Origin of the sequence: Gordonia crocea (assembly GCF_009932435.1) — a bacterium.
Lineage (GTDB): Bacteria > Actinomycetota > Actinomycetes > Mycobacteriales > Mycobacteriaceae > Gordonia > Gordonia crocea.
Window position 1 is genome coordinate 154,979 of sequence record NZ_BJOU01000001.1, and the last position, 22,409, is coordinate 177,387.

At 68.9% G+C, this 22,409-nt stretch carries 18 protein-coding genes and 1 pseudogene; 13 read left to right on the plus strand and 6 right to left on the minus strand.

The genetic code is table 11. From position 1 onward, the window contains the following. Window positions 1–101 precede the first annotated feature (101 nt). Window positions 102–902 carry an alpha/beta fold hydrolase gene (locus tag nbrcactino_RS00720; RefSeq protein WP_161925623.1) on the minus strand — a complete coding sequence of 267 codons (801 nt, stop codon included), beginning with the start codon at window positions 900–902 and terminating at the stop codon, window positions 102–104. A 142-nt stretch (window positions 903–1,044) separates the two neighbouring features. On the opposite strand from nbrcactino_RS00720, the gene nbrcactino_RS00725 reads away from it, so the two are divergent. Continuing rightward, a complete protein-coding gene (locus tag nbrcactino_RS00725) occupies window positions 1,045–2,373 on the plus strand; it encodes an ABC1 kinase family protein (RefSeq protein WP_161927510.1) in 1,329 nt (442 codons plus the stop codon). Window positions 2,374–2,409: 36 nt separating this feature from the next. Then, window positions 2,410–3,864, plus strand: a complete 1,455-nt coding sequence (gene pgfA, locus nbrcactino_RS00730) for a cell envelope lipid trafficking protein PgfA (RefSeq protein ID WP_161925624.1) — start codon at window positions 2,410–2,412, stop codon at window positions 3,862–3,864. Window positions 3,865–3,879: 15 nt separating this feature from the next. On the opposite strand, the gene nbrcactino_RS00735 is transcribed toward pgfA, so the two are convergent. Further along, window positions 3,880–4,632, minus strand: coding sequence for a TMEM165/GDT1 family protein (locus tag nbrcactino_RS00735; RefSeq protein ID WP_161925625.1), 753 nt, complete (start codon window positions 4,630–4,632; stop codon window positions 3,880–3,882). Window positions 4,633–4,828: 196 nt separating this feature from the next. Continuing rightward, window positions 4,829–5,833, minus strand: coding sequence for an alpha/beta hydrolase (locus nbrcactino_RS00740; protein ID WP_161925626.1), 1,005 nt, complete (start codon window positions 5,831–5,833; stop codon window positions 4,829–4,831). Window positions 5,834–6,225: 392 nt separating this feature from the next. Between nbrcactino_RS00740 and nbrcactino_RS00745 the strand changes: the two genes are divergently transcribed. Beyond that, entirely contained in the window at window positions 6,226–7,068 is an 843-nt protein-coding gene (locus nbrcactino_RS00745; protein ID WP_161925627.1) for a 3-hydroxybutyryl-CoA dehydrogenase, read from the plus strand. 33 nt (window positions 7,069–7,101) lie between these two features. On the opposite strand, the pseudogene nbrcactino_RS00750 reads toward nbrcactino_RS00745, so the two are convergent. Further along, window positions 7,102–8,151 (minus strand): annotated as a pseudogene (locus tag nbrcactino_RS00750) (acyl-CoA dehydrogenase family protein); the annotation flags it as partial. A gap of 38 nt (window positions 8,152–8,189) precedes the next feature. Here nbrcactino_RS00750 and nbrcactino_RS00755 point away from each other — a divergent pair. Then, a complete protein-coding gene (locus nbrcactino_RS00755; protein WP_161925628.1) occupies window positions 8,190–8,855 on the plus strand; it encodes a TetR/AcrR family transcriptional regulator in 666 nt (221 codons plus the stop codon). Window positions 8,856–8,860: 5 nt separating this feature from the next. Here nbrcactino_RS00755 and nbrcactino_RS00760 read toward each other — a convergent pair whose 3' ends face one another. Then, window positions 8,861–9,919 (minus strand): alpha/beta hydrolase, encoded by a 1,059-nt coding sequence (locus tag nbrcactino_RS00760; protein WP_161925629.1) that lies wholly within the window; start codon window positions 9,917–9,919, stop codon window positions 8,861–8,863. 59 nt (window positions 9,920–9,978) lie between these two features. Between nbrcactino_RS00760 and nbrcactino_RS00765 the strand changes: the two genes are divergently transcribed. From nbrcactino_RS00765 to nbrcactino_RS00800, 8 genes are all read left to right on the plus strand, one after another. Beyond that, a complete protein-coding gene (locus nbrcactino_RS00765) occupies window positions 9,979–11,649 on the plus strand; it encodes an FAD-binding dehydrogenase (protein ID WP_161925630.1) in 1,671 nt (556 codons plus the stop codon). Between the two features lie 48 nt (window positions 11,650–11,697). Then, window positions 11,698–12,144: a hypothetical protein gene (locus nbrcactino_RS00770; RefSeq protein ID WP_228460595.1), complete on the plus strand. Its 447-nt coding sequence runs from the start codon at window positions 11,698–11,700 to the stop codon at window positions 12,142–12,144. Between the two features lie 111 nt (window positions 12,145–12,255). Next, entirely contained in the window at window positions 12,256–13,260 is a 1,005-nt protein-coding gene (locus nbrcactino_RS00775; protein WP_161925631.1) for a Dyp-type peroxidase, read from the plus strand. A 32-nt stretch (window positions 13,261–13,292) separates the two neighbouring features. After that, complete coding sequence (locus tag nbrcactino_RS00780) at window positions 13,293–14,087, plus strand: family 1 encapsulin nanocompartment shell protein (RefSeq protein WP_161925632.1); 795 nt, start codon at window positions 13,293–13,295, stop codon at window positions 14,085–14,087. A 101-nt stretch (window positions 14,088–14,188) separates the two neighbouring features. Further along, complete coding sequence (locus nbrcactino_RS00785) at window positions 14,189–16,075, plus strand: ABC transporter ATP-binding protein (protein ID WP_161925633.1); 1,887 nt, start codon at window positions 14,189–14,191, stop codon at window positions 16,073–16,075. Beyond that, complete coding sequence (locus tag nbrcactino_RS00790; protein WP_161925634.1) at window positions 16,072–17,991, plus strand: ABC transporter ATP-binding protein; 1,920 nt, start codon at window positions 16,072–16,074, stop codon at window positions 17,989–17,991. The genes nbrcactino_RS00785 and nbrcactino_RS00790 overlap by 4 nt, the downstream gene beginning before the upstream one ends. Before the next feature lie 160 nt (window positions 17,992–18,151). Next, the gene (locus tag nbrcactino_RS00795; protein ID WP_161925635.1) at window positions 18,152–19,084 is read left to right on the plus strand and encodes a hypothetical protein; all 933 of its coding nucleotides are present in this window, start codon (window positions 18,152–18,154) and stop codon (window positions 19,082–19,084) included. Between the two features lie 108 nt (window positions 19,085–19,192). Next, window positions 19,193–20,383, plus strand: a complete 1,191-nt coding sequence (locus nbrcactino_RS00800) for an acyl-CoA dehydrogenase family protein (protein ID WP_161925636.1) — start codon at window positions 19,193–19,195, stop codon at window positions 20,381–20,383. Between the two features lie 3 nt (window positions 20,384–20,386). Here the strand turns inward: nbrcactino_RS00800 and nbrcactino_RS00805 are convergent, their stop codons facing one another. Further along, on the minus strand, window positions 20,387–21,283 hold the full coding sequence (locus nbrcactino_RS00805; protein ID WP_228460596.1) for an RDD family protein: 897 nt from the start codon (window positions 21,281–21,283) through the stop codon (window positions 20,387–20,389). Between the two features lie 67 nt (window positions 21,284–21,350). Here nbrcactino_RS00805 and nbrcactino_RS00810 point away from each other — a divergent pair, with 67 nt between their 5' ends. After that, entirely contained in the window at window positions 21,351–22,346 is a 996-nt protein-coding gene (locus nbrcactino_RS00810; protein ID WP_161925637.1) for a stage II sporulation protein M, read from the plus strand. Window positions 22,347–22,409: the final 63 nt, after the last annotated feature.

Here is a 22,409-nt window from a genome sequence, read left to right on the forward strand (position 1 = left end):
TCGAGTTTTCGACTACTGATCGAAAACTCTACGCCCCGGCGGGAGGGCCCAGTCGGCGAGATCGAGGGCCCAGTCGGCGAGATCGAGGGCCCAGTCGGCGATCAGGCGAGGAAGTCGGCGGCGCGCTGTCCCCACGTCGCCAACTCGGCCGGCGTGCTCGCGACGACGAGTTCGGCATTGGGCAGCGTCTGCGCCAGCACCTCCCCCGAGGACACCGGATGCGTGCCGTCGCCGGTCCAACTCAGCACCAACACCGGCAGGTCCAGCGTCGCCACCGTCTCCCTCGGCGGGAAGTCGGTCTGCGCGGAACCGCGGAACACCGCGGGCAGCCTCGACGCGGAGACCCGGATCGGGGTGATGAATCGGCGGGCCTGCACCAATGCCGGCGAAGCCGGGGCGTCGACGCTGAGCGCGGCGAGGGCGGCCACCCCCCTGTCCTGGACCAGCTGGGCCGATCCCAGCCGCACCCCGTTGGCCGCCGGCCGCGTCTCCCAGCACGTCGGCGGCGTGGTGAGGACCAGACGCCGGAACCGCGCGGGCGCGGCGAGGGCCGCGTACAGAATCGTCGCGGTCCCCATCGACGAGCCGATCGCCCCGACCCGCTCACCGGGGGCCACGGGCGGCTCGACGGCATCGAGCAGCCCCAGCAGGTCCTGCCCCAATTCCGGCCAGGTGTACTCGCGCGGATCGGTGCCGCCGGTGGATCGGCCGTGGCCGCGCGCGTCGTAGCGGATCAGCCGATGACGCGCCGACACCGGCCGCCAGTCGAACTGCCCGGCGCGCTCCTGGGTGTAGGCCGCGGAGTTCATCCCGTGCGCCCAGACCACCGGGGAACCGGTGCCGGTGGAGTTGTAGGCCAGTCGCGCGCCGCGCACATCCGCATGGTGGAACGCCGGTGTCATGGGCCGCAGCTTACGACCGACGATTCGGCTTCGCTTGCGGCGGCTCGTAGAATCACCTCGGGTGAGCACCCGAAAAGACGACGCAACGCGGTCCGGCTCCCCCGCCGGGCCCGCCGGAAAGCGGCGCGCCACACTCCCGTCGGTGTCCCCGCTCCGGGAATTGGGCCGCGCCGGGGCCACCGGTTTGGCCGCCGTCACCGGTGTCGGCCGCTTCGTGGTCCACGCCGCTGGCGACGCGGTGGTCCACCGCCGACTGCCGACGAAGGTCGGCATCGCCCACGAAGTCCGGACCACCTTCGAACAACTCGGCCCCACCTATGTGAAGCTCGGCCAGTTGATCGCCTCGAGCCCGGGAGTCTTCACCGAAGAGCTCTCCGCGGAGTTCGAATCGCTGCTCGACCGCGTGCCGCCCGCCGATCCCGACGAGATCACCGCGCTGTTCGTCGACGAGTTCGGCGCACGGCCCGAGGAGGTGTTCGCCTCCTTCGACCCCGAGCCGATCGCGTCGGCATCGATCGCCCAGGTGCACACCGCGACCCTGCACGACGGGCAGGAAGTCGTCGTCAAGATCCAGCGGCCCGGCATCGCCGGCCGGTTGGCCCCCGACGTCGCCATCCTCGAGCGCGCGGCCGGACTGCTCGAGATCAGCGAGTACGGGCGGATGCTGTCGGCGCGCCACATCGTCGAGGACTTCGCCAACGGCCTCGACGACGAACTGGACTTCCGCAACGAGGCCGCCGCCATGCGCGAGTGGTTCGAGTGCCTGCAGCCCAGCAAGTTCGGCGACCAGGTACGCGTCCCGGCCGTGTACGACCAGTTCACCACCCCCCGCGTGCTCACCATGGAGCGCATCTACGCGACCCGCATCGACGACGCGGACGCGGTGAAGGCGGCCGGCCACGACGGCGTCGCCCTGTGCCGCACGCTGTTCCTCTCGCTGCTCGAGTCAGCCTTCCACGGCGGGCTGTTCCACGGCGACCTCCACGCCGGCAACGTCCTGGTCGACGCGGACGGCAAGCTCGTCCTCCTCGACTTCGGCATCGTCGGGCGCTTCACCCCGCGGACCCGGCGCATTCTGCGCCAGCTGGTCGTCGACCTCATCGTCCGCAAGGACTACGAGTCGGCCGGCCGGGCCATCTTCCTGCTCGGCGCGGTCCACAAGCCCGGTTCGACCAGCAAGGGCGGTGCCGACATCAAGAAGGTCGCCATGCCGCTCACCAGTACCGAACTCGGCGAGATGTCCTACACCGACCTGGGCCGCCAAATGGCGGCGGTCGCCAAGGCCCACGATGCGCGCCTGCCGCGCGAGCTGGTCCTCGTCGGCAAGCAGCTGCTCTACGTCGAGAAGTACATCAAGCTGCTCGCACCGCGGTGGAAGGCGATGTCGGATCCGGAGATCTTCGGGTACATGGCCTCGATCATGAAGGAAGCCGAACGCGACCGGCGCGCGGACAATGCCGCCAACGGCTAAGGCTGCGCCCAGGTTGTCGGATATAAGGTTGTCGACATGAAACGCATCGTCGTCCTGAGCACGCTGGCGTTCTTCGGCTTCGTGTGCCTCACCGCGGCCGTGGGGACCAGGTTCTTCCTCGTCCCCCAGTTGCGCGTGGTCCCGCTCGACCTAGATATCACCTCGGTGGCGACCACGGTGTCCCCCGACAACCAGGCCGGCAACCGCTTCCCGGCGGTCCTGTTCGACCGCTGTTCGATCAGGGCGAAGAAGGCACGGACCGTCGACGCCCACCTGACGCAGCAGCGCCGGTCGCGGATCGTCGACCCGTCCGACCGTCGCCAGGCCACCGTGCAGTCGGCGCAGACGGTGCGCATCGACCGGGTCCGGGAGGCCAACGGCAAGCAAGTGGAGCCGACGATGGCCGGGGCCGGCGAGGAGCGCCGCTGCGACGACGCGCTGCTCACCGCGAGCATCGACCGGGTGTCGGTGGACCGCAAGACCTCGGTGCCCAACGGTGCGGTCAACTCGATCCAGACCGAGGCCGCGCCCGAGGGCGCCGACCCGAAGACGGTTTCGGTCGAGGCGAAGCGGCAGGGTTTCCAGTACAAGTTCGGCTTCAACGTCAAGAAGCGCGAGTACTACTACTTCGACCTGAACACCCGACAGGACACCCGGGTCCGCTTCGTCGACGAGAAGACCATCAACGGGGTGACCACCTACCATTTCGTCACCGAGGTCCCCGAGACCGATCTGGCCGACCTGGAGACGCCGCAGGGCGAGGCCGCCCTGGGCACGATGGTCTCCATGCCCGCCCGCTGGTGGGGGATCGCCGGCAAGGGCGTCAAGCCCTCCGAGACGCTGACCATGCACCGGTACGCCCGCTCGACCCGCCACGTGTGGGTGGAGCCCAAGACCGGCACGATCGTCGACGGGCGCGAGGACCAGTACCAGTACTTCAAGTTCCCCGACCAGAGCGAGGAGACGCCGGCCGCGGTCCGCGACTTCGAGATGCCCTCCCTCAAGGCCACGTTCCAGTGGGATGAGGCGACCGTCAAGGCGCAGGCGGAGCGGGCCGAGCACTACGCCGGGGAACTCCGGTTCGGCCAGACCGTCCTGCCGCTGATCCTCGGCGGCGCGGGCGTCGTCTTCCTGCTGCTCTGGCTGGCCGGGTTGTTCCTCGCCCGCCGTCGAGGCGACGACGGTCCCGACGACGTCGCCGGGGCCGACGCCGTCGCCGAAGGCGCTATCGCCGACGAACCGCAGAACGTGACCCCCACAGGCGAACCCGACCCGTGGGGATCGGAATCGCCGTGGCGCCGCGACGACGAGGAGTCGACGACGGTTTACTCCCAGCCGGGCGGCTACCAGCAGCCTGACTGGGAGACGACGGCGTTCCGGCCCTTCTCCCCGTCGGGTGAGGCCCAGACGGCCGGCGACGATGACACCTGGCACTACGACCAGCAGGGGCGCTACGTCGCCGACCCGGACAACCGGGACGACACCCGCTAGCTACCCCCTTCCCGCTCAGCGAACGGGGACGAGTTCGCCGGATTCGGGATCGTCGGCGTCGCGGCGCAGTCTGCGTTTGGCCGCCTCGCGCCGGGCCCGCCGTTGGGCCTCGCGGGCCCGTTCGCGGCGGATGACGACGACGCCGACGGCGACGATGGTCAGTGCCACGGCGACGACGCCGGCGATGAGCAAGGGATCCGCCCCGCGCAGACCGCCGTAGAGCAGCCAGGCGGCGAATCCGAAGAACAGGGCGGCCGCACCCCGGCTGACGACCTGCGGCGGCAGGTGGCGCGCCAGGGCGGCACCCAGGACGATCGCCAGCGCATCGGCGGCGACCATCCCCAGCGTCGAGCCGACCCACACGCCGAACCAGTTGTTGTCGGTCGCCAGGGCGATGGTGGTGAACATCGTCTTGTCACCGAGTTCGGCGAGGAAGAAGGCGCCGGTGATGGCGAAGAAGGCCGACGGGCCGATCTTCGCCGGGCGCATCGGACCCGGGTCGATGGAGTCGCCACGGATGGTCCACAGACCGAACACGAGCATCGCCAGTCCGGCCAACACCGACGTGAGGTGGGCGGGGATGGAGGCACCCAGGAAATGACCCACCCCGACCGATACCAGGTGGATCAGCGCGGTGGCGGTGGTGATCGCGGCGATGACGAGCCACGAGCGGTAGCGCATCGCGAACATCATCGCCATCAGCTGCGATCGGTCGCCGAGTTCGGCGACGAAAACCACGCCGAAACTCAGGATCAGGGCAGCAATCATGTGCTCGACGCTAACGGCCTCCCGACCGCCCCGCAACTCATTGATCGGCCGCATTTATGCAGGTCGAAGGCACAAAATCAGAGTTTTGGGTGGCCTAACTTATTTGGTTGTGGACCCACCCCGGACTGACCTGGAAAAACACCTCGGGGCCACCGGCGAATGCCGATGGCCCCGAGGGTTTGTCGAGCGCGAGGGGCTAGCTGCTGCCCATGCTGCCGCCGCCGCCACCGCGAACCGGGCTGTTCGGGGCGAAGAAGGACGGGCGGTAGGTCGTGTACCACGACTCCTTGAAGCGGCGCTGCCAGTAGTCCCACCAGTGTCCGCCGTCGGGCGAGATGTGGGTGGTCAGCCGGACGCCGACCGTGCGCAGCCGCGTGATGTACATCTGGCTGCTGATCGACGCGGCGGTCTCCAGCGGCACCATCTGGACGAAGCGCATCGGGTCGAAGTTCGGGCTGCCCGGGTTGATCGCGCTGTCGTACTTGCTGGTGATGCCGGTGCCCGAGGACACGTAGACCCACTTGCCGGCCAGGTTGCCCGCCGACAGGAACGGGTCGTTGGCGAACCAGTCGCCGGCCGGGTAGATCCCCCACATGTTGTTGGGGTTACCGCCGACCTCGGCGACCGAGGCCTGGATGCCCTGGGTGAAGCCGGGCATGGTCACCGTCGGGTAGCCGCTGTAGGAGGCCACCGACTTGTAGAAGTTCGGGTGGCGCGAAGCGATGTTCAGCGCCGAGGTGCCCGACATCGACAGGCCGCCGATGGCGTTGCGCCGGTTGTCCGACTTGTACTTGCTCTTCATGTAGCGCGGGAGCTCGCGGGTCAGGAAGGTCTCCCACTTGTTCAGGCCCAGGCGCGGGTCGCGCTGCTGCCAGTCGGTGTAGAAGCTTCCGGCACCGCCGAAGGGCAGAACCAGGTTCACGCCCTTACCACGCATGAAGCGGGCCACGTCGGTGTTGATCAGCCACCCCGTGTCGTTGTTGGGGGCGCGCAAGCCGTCGAGCAGGTAGATCGTCGGCGCGTTCGGGCGGTTGGCCGGAACGACGTACACCGGGATCGACTTGTGCATCGCACGGGAGTACACACGATCGGTGGCGGCGCGGGCCTCGGCCGACGGCGCGGAGACGGCTGAGGCCAGCCCAGCGCCCACGAGGAGCGCCATGGCACCGGCAGCAAGCCGCATGCGGGGTCGAGTCAACATTTCTTGGTTGTCCTTTGATTTGGGCGGCACGCACACCTGACTAGAAGTTCGGGCCGCTTCGTCTTCTGGATTGCTCGGACATCAGGTCGACAATGACGTGACTCCGGTCGCAGACGAGTGTAACGGCTTCATAACGAGCGGGCAAAAGCTGCGGCCCTCCCAACGGGGGTCGCCGACACGACAACGGCATCTCTCGACAGTATGACGTGCACGTATGCGGTCGAGTGCGGATTCATCACAAAGCAGGAACGAAGTCACGGCACACGACAACAACCACACCGACCACACCGAAACGGGGTCGAATTGGCCTGAGCCGCCGGGTGCGGTTGGATCGACACCGACCGACAGTCGGGTTCGACCCCGGCGAAGCATCACCGTCAGGAGCAGTGAACATGAAGAACGTTGGAGTGATCGGTGGCGGCACGATGGGCGCCGGAATCGCCGAGGTCGTGGCCCGCGCCGGGTCGACCGTGCGGGTCGTCGAGCGCGACGAGGCCATCGACGCCGCACAGCAGCGCATCGAGAAGAGCCTCGCCCGCGCGGTGAAGTCCGGCCGCCTCTCCGACGACGACGCGAAGGCCGCGCTGGCGCGGATCACCATCACCTCCGACCTGTCGACGCTGGCCGACTCGGAGCTGGTCGTCGAGGCGATGCCGGAGATCGAGGAGCTCAAGGTGGAGTACTTCACCAAGCTCGACGAGATCGTCTCGCCGGACGCGATCCTGGCCACCAACACCTCGTCGATCCCGGTCATCCGCCTGGCCAACGCCACCAAGCACCCCGAGCGCGTGCTGGGCATGCACTTCTTCAACCCGGTGCCCGTGATGGCGTTGGTGGAGGTCGTGACCACCCTCAAGGTCGACCGCGCCGTCGTCGACAAGGTCGCCACCTATGCCCGCGAGACGCTGGGCAAGAAGACGATCGAGTCGAAGGACCAGGCCGGCTTCATCGTCAACGCACTACTGATCCCCTACCTGACCAGCGCCATCCGGATGTTTGAGACCGGCTTCGCCAGCGCCGAGGACATCGACGAGGGCATGGTCAGCGGTTGCGGCCACCCGATGGGCCCGCTGCGCCTGTGCGACACCGTCGGCCTGGACATCTGCCTCGCCGTCGCCGAGTCGCTGTTCGACGAGTTCGGCGACCCGCACTATGCCCCGCCGGTGCTGCTGCGCCGCATGGTCGACGCCGGTTACCTGGGCCGCAAGACCGGCCGCGGGTTCTACGAATACTGATCGGAGCGAACCCGCGGGGACCGGCCGCGCGGCCTATCGGTAGGCCGCCTGGCCGGTCACCGCTTGCCCGATGATCAGCTGGTGCACCTCGCTGGTGCCCTCGTAGGTGAGCACCGACTCGAGGTTGTTCGCGTGCCGCATGATCGGGTACTCCAGGGTGATGCCGGCGGCACCGAGGATGGTGCGGCAGGTGCGCGCAATCTCCAGGGACTCGCGAACATTGTTGAGCTTGCCCAGGCTGACCTGTTCCGGCTTCAACTGCCCGGCGTCCTTGAGGGTGCCCAGCTGTGCGGCCAGGAGCAGCCCCTTGCCCAGTTCGAGGGTCATGTCGGCGAGCTTGGCCTGCGTCAGCTGGAAGCCGGCGAGCGGCTTGTCGAAGATGTCGCGCTCCTGGGCGTAGGTGATAGCGGTCTCCAGGCAGTCGCGGGCGGCGCCGAGGGCACCGAAGACGATCCCGAACCGTGCCTCGTTGAGACAGCTCAGCGGGCCGCGCAGACCTTGCGCCTCCGGGAGCACCGCGGATGCGGGCAGCCGGACGTTGTCGAGGACCAGCTCGCTGGTGACCGAGGCACGCAGCGACATCTTGTGCTTGATCGCCGGCGCCGAGAATCCGGGGGTGTCGGTCGGCACGACGAATCCGCGCACCCCGCGGCCGTCGCCCTGGTCGCCGGTCTGGGCCCACACGACGGCCACGTCGGCGACCGACCCGTTGGTGATCCACATCTTGTTGCCGGTGAGGATCCAGTCGTCGCCGTCGCGGCGGGCGCGGGTGCGCATCCCGCCCGGGTTGGACCCGAAGTCCGGCTCGGTCAGGCCGAAGCAGCCGATCGCGTCGCCGGCGGCCATCCGCGGCAGCCATTCCTGCTTCTGCTCCTCCGAGCCCCACTTCCAGATGGCGAACATCGCCAGCGATCCCTGCACCGACACGAGCGAGCGCAGGCCCGAGTCGGCCGCCTCCAACTCCAGGCAGGCCAAACCGTAGGCCTTGGCCGTGGTCCCGGCGCAGCCGTAGCCCTCCAGGTGCATGCCGAGGACGCCGACGCCGCCGAGGCCCTTGGCCAGTTCGCGCGCCGGGATCTGGGCTTAGGATGAACCGCAATTCAGTGGGAGGAGCAGCGCGAATGTCGACCGACGCCGATACGACGACCGACGCCACCGAGGCCGCCCGGGCCGCGGGGGCGGCCGTGCGCTCCCGACAGATCCTCGACGCGGCCGCGCGCCTGATGGAGCGCAGCGGGTCCGAGTCGGTGTCGATGCAGGCCCTCGCCGCCGAGGCGGGTGTCAGCGTCGGCCTGATCTACCGCTACTTCGGCGGCAAGGACGAGGTGTTGCTGGCGGTCATCGTCGACGTGTTGCACGCCTTCGCCGCCGACGTGCCCGAGGCGGTGGCGGCGGCCGGCGACGACCCGGTCCGACGACTCTCAGCCGCATTCGAGGCCTATTGCCGGGTGATCGACCGCTACCGGCACGCCGCCGTCTTGACCTATCGGGAGTCCAACGCGCTCAGCGGCGAGGGCCGCGAGCAGATCAAGCATCTCGAGATCGAGACCAGCCAGCCGTTGCGCACCGCCGTGCAGGAGGACGTGACCAGTGGGCGGCTGCTGACCGACGAGCCCGATCTGGTCGCCTACAACCTGCTGTTGCTCGCCCACTCGTGGGCACTCAAGCACTGGTACTTCGGGCGAACCCTGACGCTGGACCGCTACATCGCCGCCCAGCGCTCCCTGGCGCTGCGCGCGATCATCGCCCCGCAGTTCCGCGACGAATACCGCGACCTGCTCGACTGACCGCGCTACCGCGTCACCCGCAGGACGAACTCGACCGAAGACTCCAACGCCGCCCGGCCCGCGGCGGTGCCGAGTTCGTATTGGAACTCGTGGCCGAGCCGTTCGGGCGTCGACTCGTCGAAGATCAACGGCGTCACCTCGACACCGACCGCGCGCAGCTTCGCCGCCAACGGCACACTCTGCGTCGCGGTGAGCGGATCGGCATTGCCGGCTCCGATCCACGTCGGCGGAAACGCCGGGGTCAGGTGGCGGATCGTCGACATCTGGTCCAGCGCCGGCGACGGCACCGCCCGCGAGCCGGTGTAGGCCCACAGCGTGTTGTCGATCCCCCAACCCAGGATCCGTGCCAACACGCTGCCCGGCTGATCCGCCGGGAACAGCGCATACGCGTCGTAGACCCCGCAGTTCAGCAGGGCCCCGCGCAACCGCTCGGGGCCGATCGCCGGGCGGATGCCGACGTCGCGCGCAAAGCCCGGATTGGTGATCATCGCGGCGAGCTGCGACGCCAGGTTCGCCCCGGCCGAGTCGCCGGCAACCACCAGCTTCGACGCATCGATCCGGTAGTCGCCGGCGTGGCCGACGAGGAACCGCAGCGCCTCGTTGAACTGGGCGATCGCCAGCGGATAGGTGCGCTCGGGCGCCAACGAGTAGTTCAGCGACACCACCGTCACCCCGCGCGCGGCGATCCGGCTCAGGTAGTGCGCGGGGTCGGACTTGTCCCCGGACACCCAACCGCCGCCGTGGATCCACACCACCGTCGGCCGTCCCGTCGTCGACGGCGGGCCGGGGGCGAAGTACACGTCGAGCATGGTGTCGCGCGGCGCCGCACCGGCGGGCCGCGACGATGCCGGCAGGTAGGCGATGTCGCGCTCGACCCGGATGTCGGGGGCGGCGAATCGGGCGTTGCGCTCGCGCATCTGGGCCGAACCCTGGTCGAACACCCGGCGGGTGAGCAGGGCCCCCGGCGTCGGCGTCACGTGCAGCACGAACACCGCGACGACGAGGAGAAAGACCACCAGGCACACGGCCCACCACAGCCAGCCGCTGGTCAGCACACGACGCATCGTCCCAGCATGCCCGACGGGAGATGCGAATCCGGGCAGATCCACTAGGCTCAACGGTCATGGGTTCGCAAAAGGAGTTTGCCGCCGACGCCATCGTCGTCGGGTCCGGCCTCTCCGGCCTCGTCGCCACCTATGAGCTGACGAAAGCCGGCAAGAAGGTTCTCGTCGTCGACCAGGAGAACCGCAACAACCTTGGCGGCCAAGCATTCTGGTCGCTGGGCGGGCTGTTCATGGTCGACACCCCCGAGCAGCGGCGCCTGGGCATCCACGATTCCGAGGAGCTGGCGCTGGGCGACTGGATGGGATCGGCCGGCTTCGACCGCGACGACGAGGACTACTGGGGCCGCCAATGGGCGCGGGCCTATGTGCACTGGGCGTCCACCGAGAAGCGCGACTACCTGCACACCCTTGGCCTGCGGATCACCCCCATCGTCGGGTGGGCCGAGCGCGGCGGCGGGTTCGCCGACGGTCACGGCAACTCCGTGCCCCGCTTCCACCTCACCTGGGGCACCGGCCCGGAGGTCGTGCGCATCTTCGCAGAGCCCGTCCTCGACGCCGAGCGCCGCGGCCTGGTGAGCTTCGCCTTCCGGCACCGCGTGGACGAGCTCATCGTCGACGACGGGGACGTGCTCGGCGTGCGCGGCTCGGTCCTCGAGCCGTCGACCACCGAGCGGGGCGTCGCCAGCACCCGAGAGGTGGTGGGCGACTTCGAGTTCCGCGCGCCCACGACCATCGTCACGACCGGCGGCATCGGTCACAACCACGACTTGGTCCGGGAGAACTGGCCCGTCGACCGCCTGGGCCCGATACCTGAGCACATGATCTGCGGCGTGCCCGCCTACGTCGACGGCCGGATGCTCGCCATCGCCGAGTCCGCCGGGGCCAACCTGGTCAACCGCGACCGGATGTGGCACTACACCGAGGGCATCCACGATTGGGACCCCATCTGGCCCGACCATGCGATCCGCATCATCCCCGGCCCGTCGTCGCTGTGGCTCGACGCCAACGGCGAACGCCTGGCCCCGCCGAACTTCCCCGGCTTCGACACCAACTCGACGATGAAGGCGATCCTCGCCACCGGCTACGACTACTCGTGGTTCATCCTCACCCAGTCGATCATCGAGAAGGAGTTCGCGCTGTCGGGCTCCGAGCAGAACCCCGATATCACCGAGAAGAGCTGGAAGGTCACCGCCAAGAGCCGCCTCGCCAAGGGCGTGCCCGGTCCGATCCGCAAGTTCCTCGAGAACGGGGAAGACTTCGTCTCCGCGTCGAACCTGGCCGACCTCGTGGCGAAGATGAACGAGATCAGCCGCGGCCCCAAGCTCGACCTGACGCAGGTGGAGCGCGTGGTGTCGGCGCGCGACGCGCAGATCGACAACAAGTACTCCAAGGACGCCCAGCTGATGGCGATGACCAACGCGCGCCAGTACCTGGGCGACAAGGTGGTCCGCGTCGCCAAGCCGCACAAGCTGACCGATCCCGAGCACGGTCCGATGATCGCGGTGCGCCTCAACATCCTCACCCGCAAGACCCTCGGCGGGATCCAGACGAATCTGGACTCGCAGGTGATCGGCACCGACGGCCAGCCCGTCGACGGCCTGTACGCCGCGGGTGAGGTCGCCGGGTTCGGCGGCGGCGGGGTCCACGGCTACAACGCGCTGGAGGGCACCTTCCTCGGCGGGTGCATCTTCTCCGGCCGGGCCGCCGGTCGGGCCGCCGCGCGGGGCTGACCGCGCGAGGCCGATCCACTGTCCGACCTCGCGCCTACGGTCTGACCCATGTATGACCTGATGGCCAAGTTGGGGCCGGCACTCACCGCCGCGCCGATGGATCGCAAGCGGGAACTGGACGCGTTGTGGGCGGAGATCGACGACCATGCCGCGCGATGCATCGTCGCCCACTATCGGGCCGACGTCGCGGACGACATCGATGCCGAGGTCGGCTGGGATGAACTCGCGCTCGCCGAGGCCGTACACCTCAACGACGACGAGCTGCGTGCCATCCACCCGACCCTGTCGGTGGCCGGGTTCCTGCCGTCGCTCCATCTCAACCTCGCCGATGGGTACCGGCGCCAGGGCCGTTTCGCCGAGGCCGCGGACCGGTTGCAGACGAGCCGCGAGTTCGACTTCGCGCTCGACGGTGCCGCCGACCCGACCTATGCCGCAGGGATCCGCGAGGCGCAGCGCGTCGTCGGCGACAAGATCGCCGCGGGCGACAGGTCGTGACCGCCGACAACCACGTCCCACCGCGGGCCGACACATCCACCGCACGGACCCAAGTCCCGCCTCTGGCGATGCGGGCGGCACCGCACCGCCGGTTCCTCTAGCCTTAGAACTGTGGCCGCGCCGCAGATCATCATCACCCGCAAGCACCCGTACGCCTACTTCCTGGTGCTGACCCTGGCCGAGGACGCCGACATCGACCGGGTCCGCGACGTCGTGTCCGGCTTCTCCGGCACCGTCCGCTCGGTCTCCTCGCGCGCGCCCGAGGCCAACCTCACCGGCATCCTCGGCATCGGGTCGGCGGCGTGGGACCGCCTCTTCACCGGGCCCCGCCCGGCGGAGCTGCACCCGTTCATCGAGCTCGCCGGACCGCACACCGCGCCCTCGACCCCCGGTGATCTGCTCATACACCTCAAGGCCGACACCGCCGGGCTCTGCTATGAGGTGGCGACGAAGATCGTCGACGATTTCGGCGCCGACGTCACCGTCGTCGACGAGACGCACGGCTTCCGGTACTTCGACCTGCGCGACCTGATCGGCTTCGTCGACGGCACCGAGAACCCCACCGGCCAGGGGGCGATTGATGCGATCACGGTCGTCGACGACGACCCGACGCTGCAGGGCGGCAGCTACGTCGCGGTGCAGCGCTACGTCCACGACCTGTCCGCGTGGACCGCGTTGACCACCGAGGACCAGGAGGCGGCCATCGGCCGCACCAAGATCGACAACATCGAGATGGACGACGAGACCAAGCCGTCGAACTCGCACATCGCGCTGAACGTCATCACCGACGACGACGGCAACGAGCTGGACATCTTGCGCGACAACATGCCCTACGGCAGCGCCGAGGGGGAGCGCGGCACCCTGTTCATCGCCTACTCCTCGTCGCCGACCACCACCGAGCGGATGCTGGAGAACATGTTCCTCGGCGACCCACCCGGAAACACCGACCGACTGCTGGACTTCACCACCGCGGTGACCGGCAGCCAGTACTTCGCCCCGCCGATCGACTTCCTCGACGACCCGCCGCCCGCACCGGCGGCCGTCGCAGCCCCACCCGCCGACGAGACGCCGGCACCGCGGGCCGACGGCTCGCTCGGCATCGGATCCTTGCGCTAGACCACCTCATCCCACCCGCACAGGAGGACACCATGAACAACCTGCATCGCGAACTCGCACCCATCTCGGCAGCGGCGTGGGAGGAGATCGAGACCGAGGCGTCGCGCTCCTTCAAACGCAACAGCGCCGGGCGGCGCCTCGTCGACGTCGTCGGCCCGCTGGGTCTGGACGTCGCGTCGGTGGGCACCGGCCGGGCCCGCAAGATCGATTCACCCGGAGACGGGATCGAGGCCGCGCTGCGCGACTCGCAGTCCCTCGTCGAATTGCGGGTGCCGTTCACCGTGACCCGCGAGTCCATCGACAACGTCGACCGCGGCGCCAAGGACTCCGATTGGGACCCGGTCCGCGACGCCGCCCGCGACCTCGCCCTGGCCGAGGACCGCGCGATCTTCGAGGGCTTCGAGGCCGCCGGGATCGACGGGCTCGGCAAGAACGCCCTCGGCCCGGTGAAGCTGCCCGACGAGGTGTCCGACTACCCCGAGGCACTGGCCGCGGCACTGTCGGCGCTAAAGATGGAGTCGGTGGACCACCCGTACTCGGTGGCGGTTTCCGCCCCGCTGTACAACGCGATCGCCGAGACCACCGATCACGGCTACCCGGTGCGCGAGCACCTGCAGCGCCAACTCGTCGAGGGCGACATCGTGTGGGCACCCGCCCTCACCGGTGCCTACGTCGTCTCCCAGCGCGGCGGCGACTTCGAGTTGACCATCGGGCAGGATGTCTCGATCGGCTATGACTCGCACAACGCCGACGTCGTCAACCTGTACTTCATCGAGTCGTTCACCTTCCTCGTCTACACCCCCGAAGCCGCGGTGCGCCTGGCCTGACCGTCCACCCGTTTCCGTGTTGGGCGGAATGGGCGAATCGCCGCTTCGGGCCGGCGGCAATTCGGTGGCACGAGCCGTCGGCGCCCAGTAGCGTCGGCGGGGTGCTGACCCGGCTTTTGCGCATCTACCTGTCGCGCTACAAGCGCGAACTAGTCCTGGTGGTGGTGCTGCAGCTGATTGCGACGGCGGCCATGCTCTACCTGCCGACGCTCAACGCCGACATCATCGACCGCGGCGTGGCCCGCGGCGACACCGACTACATCCTGCGCATCGGCGGGGTCATGCTCGCGGTGACGCTGGCCCAGGTCGCCTCCAGCGTCGTCGCGATCTACTTCGGCGCCCGCGCGGCGATGGGCGCCGGGCGCGACATCCGCCACGACCTCGCCCACCGGGTCAGTTCCTTCTCCCAACGCGAGATGGGCACGTTCGGCGCACCGTCGCTGATCACCCGGACCACCAACGACGTCCAGCAGGTCCAGATGTTGACCGTGATGAGCGTCAGCATCGTGATCATGGCGCCCATCATGTGTGTCGGCGGCATCATCATGGGCCTGACCGTCGCCCCCGGGATGTGGTGGGTGCTGGCGGTCGCCGTCCCCATGCTCGGCTTGTTCATGGTGGTCGCGATCAGCCGGATGATCCCCGGGTTCCGGGCCATGCAGGAGCGCATCGACGCGGTGAATCGGGTGTTGCGCGAACAGATCACCGGAATCCGTGTGGTGCGGGCGTTTGTCCGGGAGCCCGAAGAGGTCGCCCGGTTCGGCGTCGCCAACGACCATCTCGCCGACGCATCGCTGCGCGTGGGCCGGGTCTTCGCCCTGATGTTCCCGGTGGTCATGGGGATCACCAACATCACGATGGTGGCGATCATCTGGGTCGGCGGCCACCAGATCGTCGACGGCCGGATGGAGATCGGTGCCCTCTCCGCCCTGATGAGCTACGTCATGCAGATCCTGATGGCCGTCATGATGGCGTCTTTCCTGGCGATGATGGCGCCCCGGGCGGCGGTCTGCGCGGAGCGGATCATGGAGGTCCTCGAGACCCAGACCAGCGTCGAACCGCCCACGGCGCCAGTCGGTTTCGCCGGCGACCCCGCGGCGGTGGCCTTCGACTCCGCAACCTTCGCCTATCCAGGTGCCGACGAGCCGGTGCTGGCCGACCTTGCCTTCGAATGTCTGCCCGGGACCACCACCGCCATCGTCGGGTCGACCGGGTCGGGCAAGTCGACGCTGCTGTCGCTGGTGCCGCGACTGATCGACACGACGGCCGGGCGGGTCACCGTCGGTGGTACCTCGGTGGCCGACCTCGACCCGGACGCGCTGCGTTCGGTCATCGGCGTCGTCCCGCAGCGGCCCTACCTGTTCTCCGGAACGGTCGCGTCGAATCTGCGCTACGGCAAGGCCGACGCCACCGACGAGGAACTCTGGGAGGCACTGCGGATCGCGCAGGCCGAGGACTTCGTCACCGCGATGCCCGACGGGCTGGACACCGCGATCGCGCAGGGCGGCACCACCGTCTCGGGCGGACAGCGCCAACGGTTGGCCATCGCCCGGGCCCTCGTCCGACGACCCTCGGTGTACCTGTTCGACGACGCGTTCTCCGCCCTCGACGTTGCCACTGACGCCCGGCTGCGCGCCGCGCTCGCGCCGGCCACCCGCGATTCGACGGTGATCATTGTGGCGCAACGGATTTCGACGATCGCCAACGCCGACCAGATCATCGTCCTCAACCGCGGTCGGGTCGTCGGGCGCGGTCGCCACGCCGATCTCCTCGAGACATGCGAGACATATGCGGAGATCGCCGAATCGCAGCTTGCCGGCGCCGGGAGCGCAGCGAGCGGGCCGAATCAACACGGCGCCGGGAGCGCAGCGAGCGGGCCGAATCAACACGGCGCCGGGAGCGCAGCGAGCGGGCCGAATCGGCACGGCGCCGGGAGCGCGGCGAGCGGGCCGAATCGGCACGGCGCCGGGAGCGGGGGTGAGTCATGACGGGACCGCGCGGTGGTGGCATGCCGGGCGCACCGAGCCCGGAGGACAAGGCGCGTTCCTTCGGCCCGTCCATCAAGCGGCTCATCCGGCTGTTGGCGCAGTACCGGGTGATGATGGTGGTGGTCGTCGGCTCGATCGTCGGCTCCGTCGTCGTCACCTCGATCGCCCCGCGGATCCTCGGCCATGCCACCGACCTGATCTTCAACGGCATCATCGGTTCGCGGATGCCGGCCGGGATCACCAAAGAGCAGGCGGTCGCGGGGCTGCGCGAGCGGGGCCAGGGGACGTTCGCCGACATGGTCGCGTCGATGGACCTCACGCCGGGCGTCGGCGTGGATTTCTCCGCGGTGGCCCGCGTGCTGGCGGTCGTGCTGGGCCTGTACGTCGCGGCCAGCCTGCTCGGCTGGTTGGCGGCCTACCTGCTGAACATCGTCGTCGTCGGAACGATCGCCCGGCTGCGCGCGCAGGTCGAGGAGAAGGTCCACCGCCTGCCGCTGCGGTACTACGACGAGGCCCAGCGCGGCGATCTGTTGAGCCGCGTCACCAACGACCTGGACAACCTGTCGCAGACGTTGCAGCAGACCATCATGCAGTTCCTGAACTCGGTGCTGATGGTGATCGGGATCTTGATCATGATGGTCTGGATCTCGCCGCTGCTCTCGGTCATCGCGCTGCTGACGATCCCGGCCGCCGGTGTCGCCACGGCGATGATCGCCAAGCGCTCCAAACCGCATTTCGGCCGCCAGTGGGCGTCGACGGGCACCCTCAACGCGCAGATCGAAGAGGCGTTCACCGGCCACGAGTTGGTCACCGTCTTCGGCCGGCAGCAGCAGGTGATGGATTCGTTCGATGACCGCAACGAGAAGCTCTACGACTCCAGTTGGCGGGCGCAGTTCATCTCCGGGATCATCATGCCGACGATCATGTTCCTGGGGAACGTGAACTACGTCGTCGTCGCGGTGGTCGGCGGGCTGCGGGTGGCGTCGGGGTCGCTGAGCCTGGGCGAGGTGCAGGCGTTCATCCAGTACTCGCGCCAGTTCACCCAGCCGCTCACGCAGATCGGTTCGATGTTCAACCTGATGCAGTCGGGCGTCGCGTCGGCGGAGCGGATCTTCGACATCCTCGACGCCACCGAGGAGACCCCCGATCCGCTCGAGCCACAATCCCCGGCCGCGGACACCGGCCGCATCGCCTTTGACGACGTGTCGTTCCGCTACCTTCCCGACGCCCCGCTGATCGAGGAGTTGTCATTGGTGGCCGAGCCGGGCCACCTCGTCGCGATCGTCGGACCGACCGGTGCCGGCAAGACGACGCTGGTGAACCTCATCATGCGGTTCTACGACATCGACTCCGGCGCGATCACCCTGGACGACGTCGAGACCCGCGCGATGACGCGGCGAGACCTGCGTTCGCGCACCGGCATGGTGTTGCAGGATTCGTGGCTGTTCGGCGGGACGATCTACGACAACATCGCCTATGGCAACCCCTCGGCCAGCCGCGAGGAAGTCATCGAGGCTGCCAAGGCGAGCCACGTCGACCACTTCGTGCGCACCCTGCCCGACGGCTATGACACCGTCATCGACGAGGAGGGCGGCGGCGTCAGCGCCGGCGAGCGCCAGTTGATCACCATCGCCCGGGCCTTCCTGGCAAAGCCGACGATCCTGATCCTCGACGAGGCGACCAGTTCCGTCGACACCCGTACCGAGCTGTTGATCCAGCAGGCGATGGCCGCGCTGCGCACCGACCGCACGTCTTTCGTGATCGCCCACCGGCTCTCGACGATCCGCGACGCGGACACCATCGTCGTGATGGAGCAGGGCCGCATCGTCGAGCAGGGCACGCACGAGGAGTTGCTCGACGCCCGCGGCGCCTACTTCCGCCTGCACCAAAGCCAGTTCAGCGGCGCACTCGACTGACCTCCCGCTCCCCCATCATGGTCCCGCTCCCCCGGCCGGAGGCGCGGGACCATGGCGGGGGCGCGGGACGGGCGGCGGGCCCGGGCGCGGGGCGGGCGCGCGGCGGGGAGCGGGGCGGGCGCGGGGAACCGTTCGCGGGGCTGGCCGCGTCTAAGTAGGCATGACCCAGTTCCCGTGTGACCGGCACGGATTGATCCGACGCTCGGCAGCGCTGGCGGCCGACCTCACCGACGACGACCTGCGCGCGGGGGTGAAGTCCGGCTCGCTCTTGCGGTTGACCCCGGGGGTCTACGTCGAATCCGACGACCAGTTCGACGGCCCCGCGGGGTCGGATCGGCTGTACCGGCTGCGCTCGCTCGCGGTGGCCACCGCCGAGATCGGCGGATCATTGCCGTCTAGCCACGTCTCTGCCGCCGCGGTCCACCGGCTCCCGCTCCTCGCACCGACCCGCACCCGCGTGCACCTCACCAATGGGAAGGCTGCTGGCGGAAAGACGACGAGATTGCGCCACATCCACGCCGCGCCGCTGTCCGACGACGAGGTGACCGTCGTCGACGGCGTCTCCGTCACGTCGCTCTCGCGTACCGCCGTCGACGTCGCCGGCGACGGCAACTTCGCCCAGGCGCTCACCGCGTTCGACGGGGCGTTGCGCGCCGGTGCCGACCTGGAACCGATGGCCGCGGCCCTCTCGCGGCGCCGGGTCGGCGCGCGATCGGCCCGGCGCGCGCTCCCTCTGGCCGACGGCCGGTCGGAAAGCGTGGGCGAGTCGTGGAGTCGAGCCCAGATGATCGACGCCGGATTCCCGGCCCCCACCCTCCAACGCGAGTTCCGCTGCCGGGCCGGCCGCTACCGCTGCGACTTCTGCTGGGGCGACAAACTGATCGGCGAATTTGACGGCGCGGTGAAGTACGGGCGTTACCGCCGACCCGGCGAGTCCATCAACGCCGCGGTCCTGCGCGAGAAGTCCCGCGAGGACGAACTGCGGGCGATCGGGTTCATGGTCGTCCGCTGGACGTGGCCGATGCTGCAGCGCGGCGAGATGCTGGACGTGCTGCGGCCGTGGCTGCAGCACGTCAACCTGGTTGCCGCCTGATCCCGCTCCCCCGTCCGGGTCCCGCTCCCCCGGCCGGGTACGCGGGATCCGAATGCGGGAGCGGGAGCCCACTGGACGGACAACCTTACCGCCGAGTAAGGTGTCGGCATGGCTATCAACACCGAGCTCCCGGAGAAGCTGAACTCCACGGTCGAGCAGGCCCACCTCGCGGCCGAGCACATCTTCCGCCCCATCTCCCGAAAGTACGACAAGGCCGAGCACGAGTACCCGACGGAACTCGACGACTTCGCCAAGCTCGCCAAGCAGGCCGCCGAGCGCGACAAGGCCGAGGCCGGCGAGAAGCCCGCCGCGGGCGACACCGTGAACAGCACCAACATGCGCGGCGTGTTGTCGGCCGCCGAGATGAGCTGGGGCGACGTCGGCCTGATGCTCTCCATCCCGGGCCGCGGGCTGGGCAACGCCGCGATCGCCGCGGTTGCCAACCCCGAGCAGCTCGAGCGCTTCGGCGACGTCTGGGCCGCCATGGCCATCACCGAGCCGAGCTTCGGCTCCGACTCCGCGGCCGTGTCGACGACCGCGACCCTCGACGGGGACGACTACGTCATCAACGGCGAGAAGATCTTCGTGACGTCGGGTTCGCGCGCCAGTCACGTTGTCGTGTGGGCCACGCTGGACCGCTCAATCGGGCGCGCCGCGATCAAGTCCTTCGTCGTGCCGATGGACACCCCGGGCGTCACCGTCGCCCGCCTCGAACACAAACTGGGCATCAAGGCCTCCGACACCGCCGTCGTCGTCTTCGAGAATGCCCGGGTGCCCAAGGAGAACCTGCTGGGCTCGCCGGAGATCGACACCAAGAAGGGCTTCGGCGGGGTCATGCAGACCTTCGACAACACGCGGCCCGTCGTCGCCGCGATGGCCGTCGGCCTGGGCCGCGCCGCGCTGGAGGAGATGCGGCGTCTGCTCGAGGAGGCCGGGCACGAGGTCGACTACGACAAGCCCGCCGCCGCCCAGCACGCCGCGGTCGCCGAGTTCATCCGCCTGGAGTCGGACTGGGAGGCCAGCTGGCTGCTCACCCTGCGTGCAGCGTGGATGATGGACAACCGCGAGCCGAACTCGGTCGAAGCGTCGATGTCCAAGGCCAAGGCCGGGCGCACCGTCACCGACATCACCAACAAGGCCGTCGAGGTCGGGGCCACCGCGGGCTTCTCCGAGACCCTGCTGTTGGAGAAGTGGGCGCGCGACGCGAAGATCCTCGACATCTTCGAGGGCACCCAGCAGATCCAGCAGCTGATCATCTCGCGGCGGATCCTGGGCAAGTCCAGCGCCGACCTCAAATAGGCGCTACCGCGCCGAACTGAACAACGCTTCCTGAAGCTTCTGGTTGCGCGCGATGCGCTTGGCGTCGCGCTGGTAGCGCTCGGCGGAGATCGCCGCGAGCACCTCCAGCGGCGACGCCGTCGACGGCGGGGCCGGTGACACGTAGCCGAGGGCCCGCGCCATCAGCTGCTGGCCGGTGACGGCCTGGGCCTGCGGCGTGAAGCTTGCGTAGCGGTCGAGAAACCCTCGGATGCCGTTGGACAGATTCGCCGGCATCGGCGCCAGGTCCGCCGTCGCCGCCCACTCGGACAGGGTCGGCGGCATCGCGACGTGGCGCGCGGGCGGCGCGGCCCGCCGGTCCCGGATCACATAGGTACCCGCGATCAGGTCGCCCAGACGCTTGCCCTTCGAGCTGACCGCCGCGGTGATCAGGGCCGGGATCCCGAACAAGAGGTACAACTCGACCACGCCGACCAGCGCGCGGGCGAAGGCCTGGCGGGCGGTGATGAGCCCGGCGTCGTCGTTGACCGTCCGCAATCCGAGGGCGAGGTGACCGAGCGATTTGCCTCGCGTCGCCGTCTCGACGACGAAGGGCAGGGCGATCAGCACCAGCACGAACCACGACGTGAACAGCCCGTTGGCCAGCGCCTCGTCGAGCTTCACCTTCTCCAACAGCTTGGAAAACCCGATCAGCCCGAGCACGAACAGTGCCCAGCCGACCATGACGTCCAGCACGCCGGACAGGACGCGCAGCCCGATGTTGGCCGACGGGAGGTCGAGCGCGACCGCCTCGCCGGACACGAAATCGTCGCGGCCGACGCCGCGGGTACCGCTGTGCGACGGGGCGACCGGCGGCGGCAGGGGCCGCATCGGCGGGCGCGGGGCCGGTGCCGGGTACCGAGCGGGCACGGGGTGGGACATGACCACGACTCTAAGCGACGATTCGTCCGGACGACACCGATGGCCTCGGCTGACTAGGGTGTGACGGGTGGACTTGGATGCCTATCTGGATGCGCACCGCGCCGAATGGAATCGCCTCGATGACCTCGTGCGAACCCGCAACCTGACCGGGGCGGAGTCCGACGAGCTCCTGGACCTGTATCAGCGCGCCGCGACCCACCTCTCGGTCATTCGGTCGACCTCCCCAGACGCGCAGACGGTCGAGTACCTGTCGACGCTCGTCGCGCGGGCCCGGTTCCGCGCCACCGGGTCGCGGCCGTTGTCGTGGGCGGTCGTCGCCACCTACCTGACGCGCACCCTGCCCGCCGGGTTGTATCGGCTGCGGTGGTGGTGGGTGCCGATTCTGATCGGATCGGTGGTGGCGATGACCGTCGTCGTCGTGTGGAGCCTGAACCACCCGAACACCATGACCTGGCTCAACAACCGTTACGGCCAGAAGTACGTCGACAGCAGCTTCGCCGACTACTACTCCTCCCACCAGGCGCAGTATTTCGCCTTCAACGTGTGGACCAACAACTTCCGGCTGGCCCTGTTGGCGATCGCCTTCGGCGTGTTCTTCTTCCCCGTCGTGTGGGTCTTGTACGAGAACGTGTTGTCGGTCGCGCAGATCGCTGCGCTGATGATCGGCAACGGCAAGGCCGACGTCTTCTTCGGCCTCATCCTCCCGCACGGCATGCTCGAGCTGACCTGCCTGTTCGTCGCCTCCGGGATGGGTCTGAAACTGTTCTGGACCTGGGTGGCGCCCGGCCACCGCAGCCGTGGTCGCGCCCTCGCCGAGGAGGGCCGCACGGTCATCTCCGTCGGGATCGGACTGGTCGGGCTGCTGCTGATCTGCGGGGTGATCGAGGCGTTTGTGACACCGTCGCCGTTGCCGACCTTCGCCCGCGTCGGGATCGGCCTGGCCGCCTGGCTCGGCTTCCTCGCCTACGTCTTCGTCTTGGGCCGCAAGGCCTTCCTCGACGGTGCCACCGGCGACCTGGAAGACCAATCGGACCGCGGGACCGAAGCACCCGTCGCGGCCTGAGGGCCCACTCGACGAGATTGAGGGCCCACTCGACGAGATTGAGGGCCCAGTCGACGAGATTGA